15 protein-coding genes are annotated in these 17,670 nt (G+C 72.0%); 4 read left to right on the plus strand and 11 right to left on the minus strand.

Annotated elements, in window-relative coordinates:
- Nucleotides 1–105: 105 nt before the first annotated feature.
- Nucleotides 106–2,772 (plus strand): ATP-binding protein, encoded by a 2,667-nt coding sequence (locus SLINC_RS37775; protein WP_067442927.1) that lies wholly within the window; start codon nt 106–108, stop codon nt 2,770–2,772.
- A gap of 29 nt (nt 2,773–2,801) precedes the next feature.
- On the opposite strand, the gene SLINC_RS37780 is transcribed toward SLINC_RS37775, so the two are convergent.
- From SLINC_RS37780 to SLINC_RS37815, 8 genes are all read right to left on the minus strand, one after another.
- Nucleotides 2,802–3,593 carry an SDR family NAD(P)-dependent oxidoreductase gene (locus SLINC_RS37780; protein ID WP_067442928.1) on the minus strand — a complete coding sequence of 264 codons (792 nt, stop codon included), beginning with the start codon at nt 3,591–3,593 and terminating at the stop codon, nt 2,802–2,804.
- A 64-nt stretch (nt 3,594–3,657) separates the two neighbouring features.
- Nucleotides 3,658–4,776 (minus strand): bifunctional 3-oxoadipate enol-lactonase/4-carboxymuconolactone decarboxylase PcaDC, encoded by a 1,119-nt coding sequence (gene pcaDC, locus SLINC_RS37785; RefSeq protein ID WP_067442929.1) that lies wholly within the window; start codon nt 4,774–4,776, stop codon nt 3,658–3,660.
- Nucleotides 4,773–6,131 carry a 3-carboxy-cis,cis-muconate cycloisomerase gene (gene pcaB / locus SLINC_RS37790; protein WP_067446130.1) on the minus strand — a complete coding sequence of 453 codons (1,359 nt, stop codon included), beginning with the start codon at nt 6,129–6,131 and terminating at the stop codon, nt 4,773–4,775. Before pcaB ends, pcaDC begins: the two co-directional genes overlap by 4 nt.
- A 23-nt stretch (nt 6,132–6,154) precedes the next feature.
- Nucleotides 6,155–6,760 carry a protocatechuate 3,4-dioxygenase subunit alpha gene (pcaG, locus tag SLINC_RS37795; protein WP_067442930.1) on the minus strand — a complete coding sequence of 202 codons (606 nt, stop codon included), beginning with the start codon at nt 6,758–6,760 and terminating at the stop codon, nt 6,155–6,157.
- Between the two features lie 6 nt (nt 6,761–6,766).
- Nucleotides 6,767–7,540: a protocatechuate 3,4-dioxygenase subunit beta gene (gene pcaH / locus SLINC_RS37800; RefSeq protein ID WP_067442931.1), complete on the minus strand. Its 774-nt coding sequence runs from the start codon at nt 7,538–7,540 to the stop codon at nt 6,767–6,769.
- 131 nt (nt 7,541–7,671) lie between these two features.
- Nucleotides 7,672–8,874 carry a thiolase family protein gene (locus SLINC_RS37805; protein WP_067442932.1) on the minus strand — a complete coding sequence of 401 codons (1,203 nt, stop codon included), beginning with the start codon at nt 8,872–8,874 and terminating at the stop codon, nt 7,672–7,674.
- Nucleotides 8,871–9,515 (minus strand): CoA transferase subunit B, encoded by a 645-nt coding sequence (locus SLINC_RS37810; protein WP_067442933.1) that lies wholly within the window; start codon nt 9,513–9,515, stop codon nt 8,871–8,873. Before SLINC_RS37810 ends, SLINC_RS37805 begins: the two co-directional genes overlap by 4 nt.
- Nucleotides 9,515–10,270, minus strand: coding sequence for a CoA transferase subunit A (locus tag SLINC_RS37815; protein ID WP_067442934.1), 756 nt, complete (start codon nt 10,268–10,270; stop codon nt 9,515–9,517). The genes SLINC_RS37810 and SLINC_RS37815 overlap by 1 nt, the downstream gene beginning before the upstream one ends.
- Nucleotides 10,271–10,491: 221 nt before the next feature.
- Here SLINC_RS37815 and SLINC_RS37820 point away from each other — a divergent pair, with 221 nt between their 5' ends.
- Nucleotides 10,492–10,968 carry a MarR family winged helix-turn-helix transcriptional regulator gene (locus tag SLINC_RS37820; protein WP_067442935.1) on the plus strand — a complete coding sequence of 159 codons (477 nt, stop codon included), beginning with the start codon at nt 10,492–10,494 and terminating at the stop codon, nt 10,966–10,968.
- 7 nt (nt 10,969–10,975) lie between these two features.
- On the opposite strand, the gene SLINC_RS37825 is transcribed toward SLINC_RS37820, so the two are convergent.
- Nucleotides 10,976–11,965: a DUF3048 domain-containing protein gene (locus tag SLINC_RS37825; RefSeq protein ID WP_067442936.1), complete on the minus strand. Its 990-nt coding sequence runs from the start codon at nt 11,963–11,965 to the stop codon at nt 10,976–10,978.
- A 192-nt stretch (nt 11,966–12,157) separates the two neighbouring features.
- Here SLINC_RS37825 and SLINC_RS37830 point away from each other — a divergent pair, with 192 nt between their 5' ends.
- Nucleotides 12,158–13,348, plus strand: a complete 1,191-nt coding sequence (locus tag SLINC_RS37830; protein ID WP_067442937.1) for a zinc-dependent alcohol dehydrogenase — start codon at nt 12,158–12,160, stop codon at nt 13,346–13,348.
- Nucleotide 13,349: 1 nt separating this feature from the next.
- Here the strand turns inward: SLINC_RS37830 and SLINC_RS37835 are convergent, their stop codons facing one another.
- Entirely contained in the window at nt 13,350–14,417 is a 1,068-nt protein-coding gene (locus tag SLINC_RS37835) for an ATP-dependent DNA ligase (RefSeq protein WP_067442938.1), read from the minus strand.
- A gap of 65 nt (nt 14,418–14,482) precedes the next feature.
- Between SLINC_RS37835 and ligD the strand changes: the two genes are divergently transcribed.
- Entirely contained in the window at nt 14,483–15,517 is a 1,035-nt protein-coding gene (ligD, locus tag SLINC_RS37840; protein ID WP_067442939.1) for a non-homologous end-joining DNA ligase, read from the plus strand.
- Here ligD and SLINC_RS37845 read toward each other — a convergent pair.
- Nucleotides 15,504–17,660, minus strand: a complete 2,157-nt coding sequence (locus SLINC_RS37845; RefSeq protein ID WP_067446131.1) for an OmpL47-type beta-barrel domain-containing protein — start codon at nt 17,658–17,660, stop codon at nt 15,504–15,506. The genes ligD and SLINC_RS37845 overlap by 14 nt on opposite strands.
- Nucleotides 17,661–17,670 lie beyond the last annotated feature (10 nt).

Here is a 17,670-nt window from a genome sequence, read left to right on the forward strand (position 1 = left end):
TCACCCGTCACGGCAACAGGTACCCGGACCGGCCTCCGCTTCGGCACCCGGACGGCTACGCTCAAGTTCTGTACGTCGTTCGGGCGACTATGGGGAGGTAGCGGGATGACCGAGGTGCGGCCTCCCCTGTGGGAGCGCGAGCGGGAAGTCGACGCCGTGGCAAGGGCGGTGGAGGCCCTGCGGGCGGACCAGTCCTCCTCGGGCAGCCTGTTGGTGATCCGGGGCGAGGCGGGCTTCGGCAAGACGGCCCTGCTGGCCGAGATCCGCCGCCTCGCCGAGGCGGCCGGCTGCACGGTGTGGTCGGCCCGCGGCGGCGAGACCCTCAGGTCCGTCCCCTTCAACGTGGTACGGCACCTGCTCCAGCCCGCCCTGGTCTCGCTGATGCCGGAGGAGACCCGCGAGTACCTCGGCGACTGGTACGACATCGCCGGCCCCGCCCTCGGCCTCACCGACCCCGCCGACCGGCGGGCCGACCCGCAGGGCGTCACCGACGGACTGGTCGCCGCGGTGCGCCGGCTGGCCCGCCGGGACTGGCCGCTGGTGCTGATGATCGACGACGCCCACTGGGCCGACCAGGAGACCCTGCGCTGGCTCGCCGCGTTCGCCGAACGCCTCGACGACCTGTCCGTGCTCGTCGTGGTGGCCCGCCGCCCCGGCGAGGTGACCGGCGAGAGCGCCCGTCTCCTCGACGCGATCGCTGCCACTGCGGGACACCCCGACACCACCCTGAGCGCCCTGACCCCGGACGCCACCGCCGGCCTGACCCGCGCCACCCTGGGCGACCACGCCGACGCCCCGTTCTGCCGCGAGGTCTGGGCCGTCACCGGCGGCAACCCCTACGAGACGGTCGAACTCCTCGCCAAGGTCCGCGACAGCGCGCTGGAGCCCAGCGAGGGCTCGGCCGTCGAACTGCGGGACCTCAACCGCGCGGCCCGCGGCGGCGGCCTCGTCGCCCGCCTGGAGGAACTCGGCATCGACGCCACCCGGTTCGCCTGGGCGGCCGCCATTCTCGGCACCGGCATCTCCGTAGACCTGGTGGCCCAACTCGCCACCCTGGGACGGGACTCCGCGACGCGCTGCGCCGAACTGCTGCGCTCAGCCCGCATCCTGACCGCCCCCGACCCGGTGAACCCCCAGGCCGGCGGCGGCGACCTGGAGTTCGTCCACCCGCTGATCGCCACCGCCGTCTACGACTCCATCCCGCCCGCCCTGTGCACCGCCATGCACGGCATCGCCGCCCAGGTCGTCACCGAATCCGGGCTCGGCGCCGCCGCGGCCTCCCGCCACCTGCTCCAGGTGCACCCGGACGACGACGAGGAACTCGTCGAGCAGCTGCGCGAGGCGGCCCGCGACCACCTCGCCGTCGGCGCTCCCGACGCGGCCCGGCGCTGCCTCGACCGCGCTCTCCTGGAGCCCCCGCCGCCGGAGGTCCACCCGCACGTCCTCTACGAACTCGGCTGCGCCACCCTGCTCACCGCGCCCGCCAAGACCATCGACCATCTCCAGAGCGCGCTCGCCATGCCCGGTCTCGAGGGCGACCAGCGTGTCGACGCGGTCATCCGCCTCTCCCAGGCCCTGCTGCACAACAACCAGCTGGAGGAGGCCGTCCGCACCGTCGAGACGGAGGCCGCCCGGCACGATGCCGGTCCCGCCCGGATGCGCCTGCAAGCCGTGCAGTACATGTGGGAGGGCATCCACGCGGGCGAGGCGTCCTCCCCGGGCCGCTCCGAGCGCCTGGCCGCCCTCGCCCGCCCCTGCACCGGCCGCGACAACGCCGAGCGCGCCCTGCTCATCCTGCGCGGCTTCGACGCCATGACCCACGGCGAGAACGCCGAGGAGATCGTCGAGGTGTGCGACCGCGCCCTGGTCAACGGCCGCCTCGCACCCGGGCTCGGCTGGACCGACAACGAGTGGGGCGTCGAACTCCCCCTGATGCTGGCCTCGTCGTACGCCTACACCGACCGGCTCGACCGCGCGGAGAGCCTGTTCAGCGAGGCCCTGCGCGCCTACGAGACGGCCGGCTGGAGCGGCGGCCACCTCGCCCTGGCGCACGCCTACGTCGGTCTCGCGCACCGCAGGCGCGGCCGGCTCCGGGAGGCCGAGACCTCCCTGCACGATTCGCTGCGCATCGCCGAGCGCGTCGGCCGCGGACTGCCCCTGTACTGGTCGGCGACCTGCAACCTCGTCGACACGCTGCTCGCCCGCGGCCATGTCGAGGAGGCCTGGTCGATCGCCGAACAGTACGGGTTCGCCCCGCCGTATCCCTCGACGATCGTCCTGCCCGATCCGCGCTCCGTGCGCGGGCGGCTGCTGCTCGCCGTCGGGCGCACGAAGGACGCGGTGAACGAACTGGAGGCCGCGGAGAAGGCGGCGGCCGTGCGGGGGCATCACAACCCGGTGGTGGTTCCCTGGGCCGTCGACCTCACCCGCGCCCTCGCCGGCGAGGACCCGGTGCGGGCCGCCCAGCTCGCCACCGACGTGCGCCGGCACGCCGAGCGGCTCGGGACCGACACGGCCATTGGTGAGGCCCTGCGGTGCGCCGCCGCGCTGGAGACCGGACAGCGGGCGGTGCGGCTGGCCGAGCAGGCGGTCGCCTATCTGGAGTCGTCGCCCTGCCAGTACGAGCATGCGGCGGCGCGGGTGGAGTACGGGGTCCTGTCCCGCTCGGTCTCCGAGCTCAATCGCGGGCTGGCGCTGGCCCGTTCATGCGGCGCGGACGGGTTGGTGGCGCAGGCCCGGGCGGCGTTGGAGACGGGGCACGGGCTGCGCTGAAGCGCCACGGCCCCGCGCCCCGGACGCCGCTACAGTGCGAGGAGCTGATCGGTGACCGTCGACAGGCGCTTGCGCACCTCCGGGTCGTACGTGCCCTCGTGTGCCCGCGCCCGACGCGTGCCGTCGAAGTAGCCGCCGCTGCCCGTCTCCCGCGTGGCCAGGGCCAGGACGCCCGGGGCGCCGTCGGCGACCGTGCTCCAGGGGCTGACGCCGCCCTCGCGGACCATGGCGGTGTCCATGTAGGTCGCCGGGTGCAGGACGTTCACCGAGACGCCGGTGTCCCGGAGTTCCTCGGCGAGGGTGAAGGTGTGGGCGGCGAGGGCGAACTTGGCGCGGCGGTAGGCCGACACACCGGCGTAGCCACGGGTCAGCTCGGGATCGTCGAAGTCGAGGGGCTCCTGGCCGGCCGAGCCGACGTTGACGATGCGCGCCGACGGACGGGCGCGCAGGGTGGGCAACAGGGCGCGGGAGAGGACGACCGGCGCGAGATAATTGACCGCCAGCCGCAGTTCGTGCCCGTCGGCGCTCACCTCCCGCCCGGAACCGGGGGTGCCGCTGCCGACACCCGCGTTGTTGATCAGTACGTCGAGGTCGGGGTGCGCCTCGGCGACCCGTGCGCCCAGCTCCCGTACCCGCGCCAGGGAGGCCAGGTCGGCGACGAAGCCCTCGGCCGTGCCCTCGGTGCGCAGTTCCTCGACGAGCCGCTCCGTACGGGCCGTATCGCGGCCGTGGGCCAGGACGAGGTGGCCGGCGCGGACCAGCTCGAAGGCGAGATACCGGCCGAGACCGGAGGTGGCACCGGTGATCAGAATCGTGGACATGCCCCCACCGTAGGCACGCGGTGGGGGCGGGGGCGAGGTGCTCCTGGACGTACGATCGGCAGGGTCACCCTTCTTCCTCGGCCAGCACCCGCTGGGCGGTGGCGAACGCCGAGTTCGCCGCCGGCACCCCGCAGTACACGGCCGTCTGGAGGAGCACCGCGCCGATCTCCTCCGGCGTCAGCCCGTTGCGCCGGGCCGCCCGGACGTGCATGGCCAGCTCGTCGTAGTGGCCGTGCGCCACCAGCGCGGTCAGCGTGATCATGCTGCGCTCGCGGCGGCTGAGCGTCGGGTCGGTCCAGATCTCGCCCCACGCGTAGCGCGAGATGAAGTCCTGGAAGCGGGCGGTGAAGGGCGTCTGGCGGGCCTGCGCCCGGTCCACGTGCGCGTCGCCCAGCACCGCGCGCCGCACCTCCATGCCCCGCCCGGCGGTGCCGTTCAGATGGGCCCGCAACGCGGTCAGGACGGCGTCGGGGCACTGTGCGGGCGCCAGGTGGGAGGCGCCGGGGATCTCCACGAGCGCGGCCGACGGCACCGCGTCCGCGATCTCCCGCAGATGGGCCGGGGGAGTCGCCGGATCCTCCCGGCCGGCGACCAGCAGCGTGGGCACGGAGATCTCCGCCAGCCGGTCCCGCAGATCGAACGCGGCCAGCGCGTCGCAGCAGGCGGCGTACGCCCCGGGGTCGGCGTCCCGGTGGTCCCGGACGAGCTCCGGCACGGTGAATCCGGCGGTGAACCAGCGGGCGTCGGCGCTCTTGGCGAGCCGCTCCAGGCCCTCCGCGCGGACCTGTGCGGCCCGCTCCTGCCACGGCTTCGAGCCGTTGAAGTGGGCGGAGGAACAGATCACCGCCAGCGACTCGATCCGCTCCGGGTGGTGCACGGCGAGGTGCAGCCCGACCGCACCGCCCAGCGACACCCCCGCGTAGGCGAACCGCTCGACGCCGAGCGAGTCGGCCAGCGCCAGCACCAGAGCGGCGAGATCACCGACGCCGGCGCCGGGACCGATCAGGTCGGCCGCGCTGCCCCCGTGCCCCGGCAGGTCCCAGCGGATCACCCGGTGGGTGGCGGACAGGTCGGGCGCCACCTTGTCCCACAGGGCGTACGAGGTCCCGAGCGACGGCCCGAGCAGCAGCGGGGCGCCGGAGGCGGGCCCTTCGGCGTGGTGGTTGAGGAGTGTCCCGGTCAACGTCGCTCCAGAGCACGGTCGGTGAGGGTTCCGGCGGAGCCGGTGTAACGGGCGGGGTCGGTGAGTTCGTCGACTGCGACGTCCTTCACCTCGGGCACCTCGGCGAGGAGTTCGGCCAGGGAACGCCCCTCGGAGTACGTCCGCCGCGCCAGCTCCGTGAGCAGCGCCTTGGCCCGGGCCCGGCCCAGGACCGGCGCCAGCTCGACGGACAGCCGCTCGGAGACCACCAACCCGTGGGTGAGGTCGAGGTGTTCCCGCATGGTCTCCGCGTTCACCCTGAGCCCGTCGACCAGTTCGACGGCGTCGTGCGCCGCGCCGCCGACCAGCCGCAGCAGGTCCCTGAGCGGTTCCCACTCGGCGTGCCAGGCCCCGGCAGGCCGCTCGTCCTCGGCGGCCATCGAGCCGTACAGCGTGGCCGCGAGCTGCGGCGCGCGCCGGGCGGCGGCCACGATCAGCGTGGACCGTACGGGGTTCGCCTTGTGCGGCATGGCCGACGAACCGCCCCCGCTGCCCTCCGCCAGCTCGGCGATCTCGGTGCGGGCGAGGGTCAGGACGTCGGTGGCGATCTTGCCGAGTGCCCCGGCCGTGAAGGCGAGGCAGCCGGCGAGGTCGGCGATCGGGGTGCGCAGGGTGTGCCAGGGCAGGAGCGGCGCGTCCAAGCCGAGCTCCCGGGCGAAGGCCGCCGTGAGGGCCACGGTGTTCCGGGCGCCGTACGCCGTGAAGGCCGCCAGCGTCCCGGCGGCACCGCCGAGTTGGGCGGGGAGGCCGTCGCGTACCTCGACGATCCGGTCCCGCGCGTCCAGCACCAGCGAGCGCCACCCGGCCGCCTTCAGCCCGAACGTCGTCGGCACGGCGTGCTGGGTCAGCGTCCGCCCCGGCATCACGGTGTCCCGGTGCTCGCCGGCCAGCCGGGCCAGGGCCAGCTGGACGTGGTGCAGGTCCGCCAGCACGAGGCCGAGCGTGCGGGTCGCGACCAGCATCGTCGCCGTGTCCAGGATGTCCTGGCTGGTCGCGCCCCGGTGCACGTACGGGCCGTACTCCGCGCCGACCGCCTCGGTCAGGTCGGCGACCAGGGGGATGACGGGGTTGCCGCCGCCGCGGGCCCGCTCGGCGAGGGAGCGTACGTCGAAGCGGTCCGCGCGGGCCGCCTCGGTCACCGCGTCGGCCGCACCGTCCGGGGCGAGACCCAGCCGGGCCTGCACCCGGGTCAGCGCGGCCTCCGTGTCCAGCAGCGCCTGGAGGTAGGCGCCGTCGCTGGTCGTGGAGGCGGCGGGGGAGTGGGCCCACCCGGGGGCGAGCAGACCGGCGTCGGACTCGGTGGACTCGGTGGAATCGGTGGATCCGGTGGAACCGATGGAATGGCCAGGATCGGCAGATGTCACTGGAACTCCAGGAAGACCGTCTCGCCTTCGCCCTGAAGGCGGATGTCGAAACGGTAGGTGCTGTTTCCCTGCTCCGCGGCGACCAGCGTGTCGCGCCGCGCCGGGTCCAGCCGGGAGAGCAGCGGGTCCGCGGCGAGCACCGCCTCGTCGCCCGGCAGGTAGATCCGCGTGTACAGGTGCACCAGCAGACCGCGGGCGAACACGCACACGCTGATGTACGGCGCGCTCTGCCCCCGCGCCCCGGGCCGCAGTGTCCGCGCGCTCCAGTGGCCGCTCATGTCCGTCTGGCTGCGCCCCCAGCCGGTGAACTCCACGCCGTTGCGGCCCAGGAAGCCCCCACTGGCGGTGTCCCGTCGCATCGAGCCGTCCACGCGCGGCACATTGCCGTCCGGGTCGGGGCCCCACAGCTCCACGAACGCGTCCGGCAGCGGCTTGCCCTCGCCGTCGAGGACGTACCCGTGCAGCGTGATCGTGTCGGGATGGCCGATCGGGGCGATGTCGCCGCCGCCGGGGAACGGCAGGGCGTGGCCGTAGAAGGGGCCGACCGTGTGCGACGGGGTCGGGAGCACGGTCTCCGGACGGCTCGTGTCGATCTTCGTCATGGCAGGTCAGCGTCCTTCTTCGATCCAGGTGGCGTGCGGCCCGTCGAGCACGATGTCCCAGTGGTAGCCCATGGAGAACTCCGGCACCGACAGGCTGTGGTCGTAGGTGGCGACCAGCCGCTGCCGGGCCGCGTCGTCGGTCACCGACTGGATGATCGGGTCGTACGGGAACAGCGGGTCGCTCGGGAAGTACATCTGCGTCACGAGCCGCTGGGTGAACGCCGTGCCGAAGAGCGAGAAGTGGATATGGGCCGGCCGCCAGGCGTTGAGGTGCTGACGCCACGGGTACGGGCCGGGCTGGACGGTGGTGAACTCGTAGAACCCGCTGCCGTCCGTGAGCGTGCGGCCCACCCCGGTGAAGTTCGGGTCCAGCGGCGCGTCGTGCTGCTCGCGCTGGTGCGCGTACCGCCCGGCCGCGTTGGCCTGCCAGATCTCGATCAGCTGGCCGCGGATCGGCCGCCCGTCGCGGTCCAGCAGGCGCCCGGACACGGTGATGCGCTCACCGATGGGCTCACCGTCGTGCTGCCGGGTGAGGTCGTTGTCGATCTCGGTGATGTCCCGCTCCCCGAAGGCCGGCGAGTGCAGCTCCACCAGCTCCGGGTCCTTGGCCACGTCGATCGTGACCGGTGGCTGCTTCGGATGCCGCAACACCGACGAACGGTACGGCGCGTAGTCCCGACGCGGCTGATGCTCCACGGGCGCCCCGTCGGCGATCCGCTTCTCATAGGCGGCGTGCTCGGCCGCGATCTCCTGGTCGATGTCGTGCTGGGTGAGAGTCATTGGGGGTCCTTGGGGTTCCTAACGTTCCAGTCGAAGTAAGGGGAGATGTAGCGCCCCTTTTAGGGGCGCGGGGAACTGCGCGACCAGCCACATGCGGCCTACAGCCGCCGTCCGGCAATCCGTGGCAGGACCTACCGCTCCAAAACAAGGGCCAGCCCTTGCCCCACGCCAATACACAACGTGGCGACCCCGACCCCACCACCCCGGCGAGCGAGCTGATGAGCCACAGTCCCCGCAAGCCGCGCACCGGACGCCCCGAGCGGATGCCCAAGCGCAATCGCCCCACCCTGGGGATTCAGAATCGCCGGATCGAACTCGGGCCACTCGGCGACACAACCGAGCACCTGCGCCGCGAACGCCTCGTTCAACTCCAGCACCGACAGATCACCAAACCCCCTCCCCGCCTTGGCCAGCGCACGCGACACCGCTTCGACGGGCGCCAGCCCGAAGTAGTGCGGGTCCACGGCGTTCACGCCGGTCGCGGAGATCCGGGCCAGCGGCTCGCGCCCGGTCGCCGCCAGGCCCTCCTCGTCGACCAGCAGCAGCGCCGCCGCCCCGTCGTTGAGCGGGGACGCGTTGGCGGCGGTGACCGTGCCCCCGTCGGCGCGGAAGGACGGCTTGAGTTTGGCCATCGCCTCCAGCGACGCGTCCGGCCGTACGGATTCGTCGGTGTCGACGAGGACCGGCCCACCTTTGCGCCGCGGGACGGACACCGGTGCCAACTCGACGTCGAACAGGCCCTGTTGCCCGGCGGCCGCCGCCTTGCGGTGGGAGGCGAGCGCGAACTCGTCCTGCTGCTCCCGGCTGATCTTGTGCAGCTCGGCGATCAACTCCGCGCTCTCGCCCAGCGGGACGGTCCACTGCGGCTCCATCCTCGGGTTGACCATGCGCCAGCCCAGCGTGGTGGAGTACAGCTCGGCATGTCCGGCCGGGAACGGCTGCTCGGACTTGGGCAGCACGTACGGCGCCCGGGTCATCGACTCCACCCCGCCGGCCACGGCGATGGAGGCGTCCCCGACGGCGATCGCGCGGGCCGCCTGGATCACCGCCTCCAGACCGGACGCGCACAGCCGGTTGACCGTCACCCCCGGCACACTCGTCGGCAGGCCGGCCAGCAGCGCCGCCATCCGGCCGACGTTGCGGTTCTCCTCACCGGCGCCGTTGGCGTTGCCGAAGTACACGTCCTCGATCCGCGCCGGATCCAACGCAGGTGTGCGGCCGAGGAGTTCACGGATGGCGTGGGCGGCCAGATCGTCCGGACGCACCGATGCGAGGCCGCCGTTGTAGCGGCCGATCGGGGTCCGTACCGCGTCCACGATGTACACCGGTTTCACAGCAGATCCTCCGCCACGGTCAGTTTCGCGTCCGTCCTGGCGATGACGTCGTCGACGCTCACACCGGGCGCGACCTCGGTCAGCACCAGCCCGTCGTCGGTCACGTCCAGCACGCCGAGATCGGTGATGACCCGGTTCACGCACGCCTTGCCGGTGAGCGGCAGCGCGCACTCGGAGAGGATCTTCGGCGAGCCGTCCTTGGCGGTGTGGGTCATCACCACGATGACCGTGCGGGCCCCGTGCACCAGGTCCATCGCCCCGCCGATCCCGGTGATCAGCTTCCCCGGGATCGCCCAGTTCGCCAGATCACCCCGCTGCGAGACCTGCATCGCGCCCAGCACGGCGACGTCGATGTGGCCGCCGCGGATCATGCCGAAGGACAGCGCCGAGTCGAAGAAGGAGGCGCCCGGCAGCACGGTCACGGTCTCCTTGCCCGCGTTGATCAGATCCGGGTCGACGGCGTCCTCCGTCGGATACGGTCCGGTGCCCAGGATGCCGTTCTCCGACTCCAGGACCACCTCCACGCCCTTCGGCAGATAGTTCGGGATCAGCGTCGGCAGACCGATGCCGAGATTGACGTACTGCCCGTCCCGAAGCTCCCGCGCGGCGCGCGCGGCCATCTCTTCCCGCGTCCAGGCCATCAGCTGCTCACCGTCCGCTGCTCGATCCGCTTGTCCGCCGCCTGCTCCGCCGTCAGCGCGATCACCCGCTGGACGAAGATCCCCGGCAGATGCACCGCGTCCGGCTCGATCTCCCCGGGCTCCACCAGTTCCTCCACCTCGGCGACGGTGACCCGACCGGCCATCGCGGCAAGGGGGTTGAAGTTCCGGGAGGACTTGTTGAACACCAGGTTCCCGTGCCGGTCGCCCTTCCAGGCCCGCACCAGTGCGAAGTCGGTGCGGATCCCGCGCTCCAGCACGTACTCGGTGCCGTCGAACTCCCGCACCTCCTTCGGCGGCGAGGCCACCGCCACCCCGCCGGAACCGTCGTAACGCCACGGCAGCCCGCCGTCCGCGACCTGTGTGCCCACACCCGCGGGCGTGTAGAAGGCGGGAATCCCGGCCCCGCCGGCCCGCAGCCGCTCCGCCAGCGTGCCCTGCGGGATCATCTCCACCTCCAGCTCCCCGGCCAGGTACTGCCGCGCGAACTCCTTGTTCGCCCCGATGTAGGAGCCGGTCACCCGGGCGATCCGCCCCGCCGCCAGCAGCACGGCGAGCCCGGAGTCCATCGCCCCGCAGTTGTTGGAGACCACCCTCAGCCCGGAGACCCCCCGCTCGAACAGCGCCTGGATCAGCACGTTCGGCACACCGCTCAGCCCGAAACCGCCCACCGCCAGCGATGCGCCCTCCGGCACATCGGCCACCGCCTCCAGGGCCGTGGCGACCACCTTGTCCATCCGTGAAGCCTCATCCCGTCCGCGCACCCAGTGCGAGTAATTACTCAGGGCACTGATTAATTTCACGAGGTATTCCTCACGCTGCCACCGCTACGGCGGGGCGTCAAGACCCGGGAGAAAAGCGAGGTCAGATCGGATGTAAGCCTCGGAGACACCGCAGACAGCCATGGCATCGCCGAGTATTGTTCAGTACACCAACGAATTCGACCTCGGGAGTGCATATGGCCGCGGTGGACCTCACCACCCATCCCGGGCACCTCGCCCGGCGGCTCCAGCAGGCCCACTATCTGCTGTGGAACACGATGGTCTCAGAGGAGATCACCTCTCCGCAGTTCGCGGTCCTGAACACGCTCGTCGCCGAGCCCGGTCTCGACCAGCGCACGGTGGGGGAGCGGGTGGGGCTCGACCGGTCCACCATCGCCGAGGTGATCAGCCGCCTCGGCCGGCGCGGGCTGCTGGACAAGGTGCGCGACCCGCAGGACGGCCGCCGCTTCCTGCTGCGCCTCACCGACGAGGGACTGCGCACCCACCGCAAGCTGACCGTGCGCACCGCGCGGATGAACCAGGTCTTCCTGGGTCCGCTCTCCGCCGAGGAGCAGGCCGTCTTCTTCGATCTGCTGCGCCGGGTCTCGGACGCGGCCGAGGGACTCCGTAATCCCGCGGGACGTCCCGCGGAGCCCCTCGCCGCCCGCTCCTGACCGACGCTCACGCCTTCGCGAACACCACCCACACCTGCCCCCGCGCGAAGTTCAGCGGAGCGCCGTCCGCCGTCGTGAACCGGGTGCCGTCCTCGGCCCGCGCGCGCTCCCAGCCCGCGTCGTAGGACCGGCCGCCGCGCAGCACCTCGGCCCGGCCCGAGCCGACGGTCTCGGTGTACGGCGTGTTGTTGCCGAGGAAGTCGTGGAAGGCGGACTTGCGGATCTTCACGTACTGCACCACGACCGTCGCGGGCGCCACCCGTTCGCCGTCGGTCGTCACGGTCGGCGTCCCGTCCTGCGAGACCAGCCAGCGGTTCCGGTCCGCGGACCAGGTGAAGGTGAAGCGGGCCGCCGGGTAGCGCACGGTCCGCGAGGCCGTCGGCTCCCCTCCCGCGGGCGCCGCGCCGTGGTGGAAGCCGTTCGTCAGCGCGTCGGCGCCCGGTGCGGTGGCCAGCAGCTTGTTCGGGCGCAGGTAGAGATTGTGCGGGGAGGGCTTGTCGGTGCCCCGGAAGTAGGCGTCGGCCACCTTCTCGGGTGTCTGCACGTCCAGCGGCGCCTTGTTGATCAGCGGCATCAGCTTGCCCTGGGCGCCGGAGAAGGCGAGGACGGGCCGCTCGAACTGGCGCAGCAGCTCCAGATCCGATTCGCGGGCGCTGCGCACCGGCCCGACGACCTTCGGGAGCTTGGTCGCGTACACCGCCATCAGTCGGCTGAGCCCGCCCTCGACCTGCTCGGCGTACACCACGTCCGCCGCGTCGAGGCCCGTCTGCGGCCGGGCCGCGCGCACATTGTCGATCTTCACGGCGAGCACGGACTCGGCGGCCGGGGCGGCCGTGCCGTCGGCACTCCGGCTCGCGTCCGGGGTGCCCGGCTGCCCGCGCCCGTCGTCGGCGGGGGTGCCCGTTCCCGTGCAGCCCGCCGCCAGCGCCGCCGTCATCGCGGCGGCCACGAGCACCGCCGTAGTCGTGGCGCGTCGCGTGCGCGCCGTCTGTCCCATGCCCACCGTCGGCCACCTGTCTCGTGTCATTGATTGTGCGCTTATCAGTTCATTGATGGCCATACCCGTTCGGATCTGATTGAGCGCGACGCATAGGCCGATCGGCCCAGGGAGGGCGGTTCGCCAGGTGGCGCCCGGGTACCCGGGCGCCACCGCGGACCCGACCCGCCGACACGACCGAGGGAGTGGGCGATGAAGGCAGTGACCTGGCAGGGCAAGCGGGACGTACGGGTGGAGAGCGTGCCCGATCCGGAGATCCAGGAGCCGACGGACGCCGTCATCCGCGTCACCTCCACCGGGCTGTGCGGCTCCGACCTGCACCTCTACGAGGTGCTCACCCCGTTCATGACACCGGGCGACATCCTCGGCCACGAGCCCATGGGCATCGTCGAGGAGGTCGGCGCGGGAGTGCCCGACCTCGCGGTGGGTGACCGGGTCGTGGTGCCGTTCCAGATCGCGTGCGGCACCTGCTGGATGTGCCTGACCGGCCTGCCCACGCAGTGCGAGACCACCCAGGTCACCAGCGAGGGCATGGGCGCCGCCCTGTTCGGCTACACCCGCCTCTACGGCGCCGTCCCGGGCGCCCAGGCCGAGTACCTGCGCGTCCCGCAGGCGCAGTACGGCCCGATCAAGGTCCCCGAGGGCCCGCCCGACGACCGGTTCGTCTACCTCTCCGACGTGCTGCCCACCGCCTGGCAGGCGGTCGCCTACGCCGACGTGCCCGAGGGCGGCAGCGTCGCCGTCCTCGGGCTCGGCCCCATCGGCGACATGGCCTGCCGTATCGCACAGGTCAAGGGAGCCGGCCGGGTGTTCGGCGTGGACCTGGTGAGCGAGCGGCTGCGCCGGGCCCGGTCCCGTGGAGTCGAGACGTACGACCTCAGGGGCTTCGGCAACGAGAAGGAGCTGGTCCAGGCGATCCGCGACGAGACGGACGGGCGCGGCCCGGACGCCGTGATCGACGCCGTGGGCACCGAGGCCCACGGCAGCGCCGCCGCCAAGCTCGCCCAGACGGCCTCGGCGCTGCTGCCCCGGAAGATCAGCGGACCGTTCGCGGAACGCTTCAGCGTCGATAGGCTCGCCGCCCTCTACACGGCCATCGATCTGGTGCGCAGGGGCGGCACGATCTCGCTGTCCGGTGTGTACGGCGGCATGGCCGACCCGCTGCCGATGCTCACGATGTTCGACAAGCAGATCCAGCTCCGGATGGGCCAGGCCAACGTGCGCCGCTGGAGCGACGAGATCATCCCCTACCTCACCGACGAGGACCCGCTCGGCGTCGACGACTTCGCCACCCACCGGCTGCTGCTGAGCGAGGCCCCGCACGCGTACGAGATGTTCCAGCGCAAGCGGGAGGGCGCGGTCAAGGTGCTGATGACGCCCTGACTCAGGGGCCCGACAGGATCTCCTGGAGGTCGTAGCGGACCGGCTCCTCCAGCTGCGCGTAGGTGCAGCTGTCCGGTGTCCGGTCCGGCCGCCAGCGGCGGAAGCGGGCGGTGTGCCTGAACCGTGCGCCGTTCTCCATGTGGTCGTAGGCCACCTCGGCCACCCGCTCCGGCCTGAGCGGCACCCACGACAGGTCCTTCTTGCCCGACCAGCGGCTGGGGGCACCCGGCAGCCGGGCCGTCTCGTGCGCCGCCTCCTCGGCCCAGGCCGCCCAGGGATGCCCCGCGGCATCCGCCATGCGCAGCGGCTCCAGCTCCTCGATCAGCTCGGCCCGCCGCTTCATGGGGAAGGCCGCGGACACGCCGACGTGCTGAAGGGCGCCCTTGTCGTCGTAGAGCCCCAGCAACAGCGAGCCGACGACCGGGCCGCTCTTGTGGAGGCGGTAACCGGCCACGACGACGTCCGCCGTGCGCTCGTGCTTGATCTTGAACATGGCGCGCTCGTCCTGGAGGTAGCGCCCGGTGAGCGGCTTGGCGACGACCCCGTCCAGGCCGGCCCCCTCGTACTGCTCGAACCAGCGGGTCGCGAGGTCGATGTCGGTGGTCGCCGGCGCCACGTGCACCGGTGCCGTCACCCCCTCCAGGGCCCTGCTGAGCAGCGCCCGCCGATCGGTCAGGGGCACGTCCAACAGCGACTCGTCCGCCAGGGCCAGCAGATCGAACGCGACGAACGACGAGGGCGTCCGCTCCGCCAGCGTCCGCACCCGGGACTGGGCCGGATGGATGCGCTCGGTCAGCGCGTCGAAGTCCAGCCGCCCGTCCCGCGCGATGACGATCTCCCCGTCCAGCACACACCGCTCCGGCACCCGCTGCTCCAACGCCACGACCAGCTCGGGAAAGTACCTGGTCAGCGGCTTACCGGTACGGCTGCCGACCTCGACCTCGGCCCCGTCGCGGAACACGATGGCCCGGAACCCGTCCCATTTCGCCTCGTAGTGCATGCCCGGGGGGATGCTCGCCACGGACTTGGCGAGCATGGGCTTCACGGGGGGCATCACCGGCAGATCCATGCTCCGATTCTGCGCCGACGTCACCCGAAATGCCCGATGTGCGAGGTACGCCTACCGTGGCTCGCATGGGCGAAGCGGTGGAACTTCAGGCGGGCGGCCGGACCGTGCGGCTGTCCAGTCCGGGCAAGGTCTTCTTTCCGGAGCGCGGCTTCACCAAGCTGGATCTCGCCCGCTACTACCAGGCCGTCGCCCCCGGCATCCTGCGCGCCCTGCGCAACCGCCCCACCACCCTCGAGCGCTACCCCGAAGGAGTGACCGGCGAGTCGTTCTTCCAGAAGCGGGCGCCCAAGAACATGCCCGACTGGATTCCCACCGCCCACATCACCTTCCCCAGCGGCCGCAGTGCCGACGAGATGTGCCCCACCGAGGAGGCCGCCGTCCTGTGGGCCGCCCAGTTCGGCACCCTCACCTTCCACCCCTGGCCGGTGCGCCGCGACGACGTGGACCGTCCCGACGAACTCCGCATCGACCTCGACCCGCAGCCCGGCACGGACTACGACGACGCCGTGCGCGCGGCGCATGAACTGCGGGCGGTGCTGGAGGAGTTCGGCGGTCTGCGGGGCTGGCCCAAGACCTCCGGCGGGCGTGGGCTGCACGTCTTCGTGCCGATCGAACCCCGCTGGACCTTCACCCAGGTCCGGCGCGCCGCGATCGCCGTCGGACGCGAGATGGAACGCCGGATGCCGGACCACGTGACCATCAAGTGGTGGAAGGAGGAGCGGGGCGAGCGCATCTTCGTCGACTACAACCAGACGGCCAGGGACCGCACGATCGCCTCCGCCTACTCGGTACGGCCCCGCCCGCACGCCCCGGTCTCCGCGCCGCTGCGCTGGGAGGAGGTGGGCGAGGCGCACCCCCAGGACTTCGACCTCGCGACCATGCCCGCGCGCTTCGCCGAACTCGGCGACGTGCACGCGGACATGGACGATCACGCCTTCTCGCTGGACGCCCTCCTGGACCTCGCCCGCCGTGACGAACACGACCACGGCCTGGGCGACCTGCCGTACCCGCCCGAGTATCCGAAGATGCCGGGGGAACCCACGCGGGTACAGCCGAGCCGGGCCAAGAAGGCGCCCGGGGTGCCGCCTACAGCTCCTTGATCCTGATGTCCCGGTACGAGATCACATCCGTCGTGCCGTGGACCTGGAGTCCGATGTAGCCGGAGGAGAACCGCCGCCCGTCCGTGCCCGGGTCGTCCGAGCGGGGCGGGGTGAAGTCCTGGCCGCCGATGTTGTCGAACTCGTTGATGAGGACGCCGTTGCGGTAGACCGAGTAGTGCTGGTCGACCACCCGGATCTCGTAGTCGTTCCAGGTGCCCTTCTGGGTGACGCCCGCGCCCGCGAGTCCCACCCGGTCGAAGCCGTAGACCGAACCGGTCTTGTACATGTCGCCGTCGGGCCGGTCGAGCACCTGCACCTCATGGCCGTACTTGATGGCGACCCACTCCGGACGCGTCTCCTCGGGATGGTCGTGGACCCACGGGAAGCGCACGAACACACCGGCGTTGGCGTTGCCGGTGCCCGGGGCGTCGTCGCGCCACTGGAGCTTCAGCGAGAAGTCGCCGTACTTGCGCTGCGGGAACCACAGCATGCCGAGGCCGGCCTTCGTGGTGCCGCTGGTGATCGACCCGTCGCCGGACGGCGCGAAGGAACCGCCGCCCACGTGCTGCCACTTGGCGAAGGAGGCCGCGCTGCCGTCGAGGATCGTGGTGTAGCCCTCGGTCTGGCCGGGCTTGCCGATCCCGGACTCACGGGCCGCCGCGTCGATGGCGTCGTACTCGCGCTCGTCGATCACGCCGTCCTTGAAGAGCTTGTCCAGGACGGTGGTCACGTGCTTGAGGAACAGCGCGTGCGAGGACCACTGCTTCTCGTCCTCGATCAACTCGTTGATCAGGCACCGGCCGCGCGTGATCCGGTTCGGGACGCCCGAGTCGACCGTGCCGACGATCACCGTCAGCCGCTCGTCGAACTCGGGGCAGGTGGGTGCCGGGACCTGGCTCGACACCACCGTGAAGGTCACCGTGCGGGCCGCGGCGGTGTTGCCCGCCTTGTCGCTCGCCCGGTACGCCATGGTGTGCACACCCGCCCGGTCGACCACCACCGGCGCGGTGTAGGCCAGGTACGGTCCGCCGTCGAGCGAGTACTCGATCCGCTCGACACCCGAACCGCCCGCGTCGGTCGCGCTCACGGTCACCTTGGCGTTGCCCACGTACGCCCCGTCGGAGTTGCGGGTGCCGTCCAGGGTCACCCCGGTCACCGGGGGAGTGGTGTCCTCCGGGGGCGCCGCCACGACGGTGAACACGACGCTCTTCTCGGGGGCGACGTTCCCCGCCTTGTCACTGGCCCGGTAGCGCACGGTGTGCGTGCCGACCTGATGCACCATCACGGGCGTGGTGTACGGCTGCCAGGCGCCCGTGCCGACGGCGTACTCGACGGTGTTGACGCCGGTGCCGGTGTCGGAGGCCGACACGGTCACCGTCGCCATGTCGATGTACGTGCCGTCGGGGTTGCGCTCCCCGCTCACCGTCGCCGAGGTCTCCGGCGGGGTGGTGTCCTCCGAGGACGGGGCCACGACCGTGAACGCGGCGCTCTTCTCCGCCGAGACGTTGCCCGCCTTGTCGACCGCCCGGTAGCGCACCTTGTGGTCGCCGACCTGGTCGACGACGACCGGCGTGGTGTACGGCTGCCAGGCGCCGGTGTCACCGATCGCGTACTCGACGCGGTCGACGCCGGAGCCGCCCTCCTCGTCGGTCGCGCTGATCGCCACGCTCGCCGAACCGACGTACTGGCCCTGCGTGTTCTGCGTGCCGGTCACCTGCGCGGCCGCCTCGGGAGCGGTGGTGTCCTCGCCGGTGCCCTCGGTCACCACCAGGATGCCCTGCATCATCCCGTGGCCGGGAATCGTGCAGTGGTAGAAGTAGCGGCCCGGGGTGAGCGTGACCTCCGCGGTGTGGCGGCCGCCCATCGAGTCGTTCGGGTTGGCGAGGATGTTGAGCTGGACGTCGTTGTTGAACTCGGGGTCCGAGGTCACGAACGTCAGCGTGTGCGGCATCCCGATGGTGTTGCCGGTGGCCACACTGTTCTCGAAGACGATCGTCGCCGTGCCCGCCTCGGCGGTCACCGGTGCGGACGTGTACTTGTCGATGTCGTTTCCGGCGGTCCAGGTGAGGACCTGTGCGGCGGCCGCCGCCGCCCGGCTCTCCGGCTGCCCGGTGGCGGGCACGGCCTGGAGGCCGAGCATCATGAGTACGGCG

It is taken from the genome of Streptomyces lincolnensis, assembly GCF_001685355.1.
Taxonomy (GTDB): domain Bacteria; phylum Actinomycetota; class Actinomycetes; order Streptomycetales; family Streptomycetaceae; genus Streptomyces; species Streptomyces lincolnensis.

Coding starts and splice junctions, on each gene's coding strand:
- SLINC_RS37775 (WP_067442927.1), top strand. CDS start 106: ATGACCGAGGTGCGGCCTCCCCTGTGGGAGCGCGAGCGGGAAGTCGAC.
- SLINC_RS37780 (WP_067442928.1), bottom strand. CDS start 3,593: ATGTCCACGATTCTGATCACCGGTGCCACCTCCGGTCTCGGCCGGTAT.
- pcaG (WP_067442930.1), bottom strand. CDS start 6,760: ATGACGAAGATCGACACGAGCCGTCCGGAGACCGTGCTCCCGACCCCG.
- pcaH (WP_067442931.1), bottom strand. CDS start 7,540: ATGACTCTCACCCAGCACGACATCGACCAGGAGATCGCGGCCGAGCAC.
- SLINC_RS37810 (WP_067442933.1), bottom strand. CDS start 9,515: ATGGCCTGGACGCGGGAAGAGATGGCCGCGCGCGCCGCGCGGGAGCTT.
- SLINC_RS37815 (WP_067442934.1), bottom strand. CDS start 10,270: ATGGACAAGGTGGTCGCCACGGCCCTGGAGGCGGTGGCCGATGTGCCG.
- SLINC_RS37820 (WP_067442935.1), top strand. CDS start 10,492: ATGGCCGCGGTGGACCTCACCACCCATCCCGGGCACCTCGCCCGGCGG.
- SLINC_RS37825 (WP_067442936.1), bottom strand. CDS start 11,965: ATGGGACAGACGGCGCGCACGCGACGCGCCACGACTACGGCGGTGCTC.
- SLINC_RS37830 (WP_067442937.1), top strand. CDS start 12,158: ATGAAGGCAGTGACCTGGCAGGGCAAGCGGGACGTACGGGTGGAGAGC.
- SLINC_RS37835 (WP_067442938.1), bottom strand. CDS start 14,417: ATGGATCTGCCGGTGATGCCCCCCGTGAAGCCCATGCTCGCCAAGTCC.
- ligD (WP_067442939.1), top strand. CDS start 14,483: ATGGGCGAAGCGGTGGAACTTCAGGCGGGCGGCCGGACCGTGCGGCTG.
- SLINC_RS37845 (WP_067446131.1), bottom strand. CDS start 17,660: ATGATGCTCGGCCTCCAGGCCGTGCCCGCCACCGGGCAGCCGGAGAGC.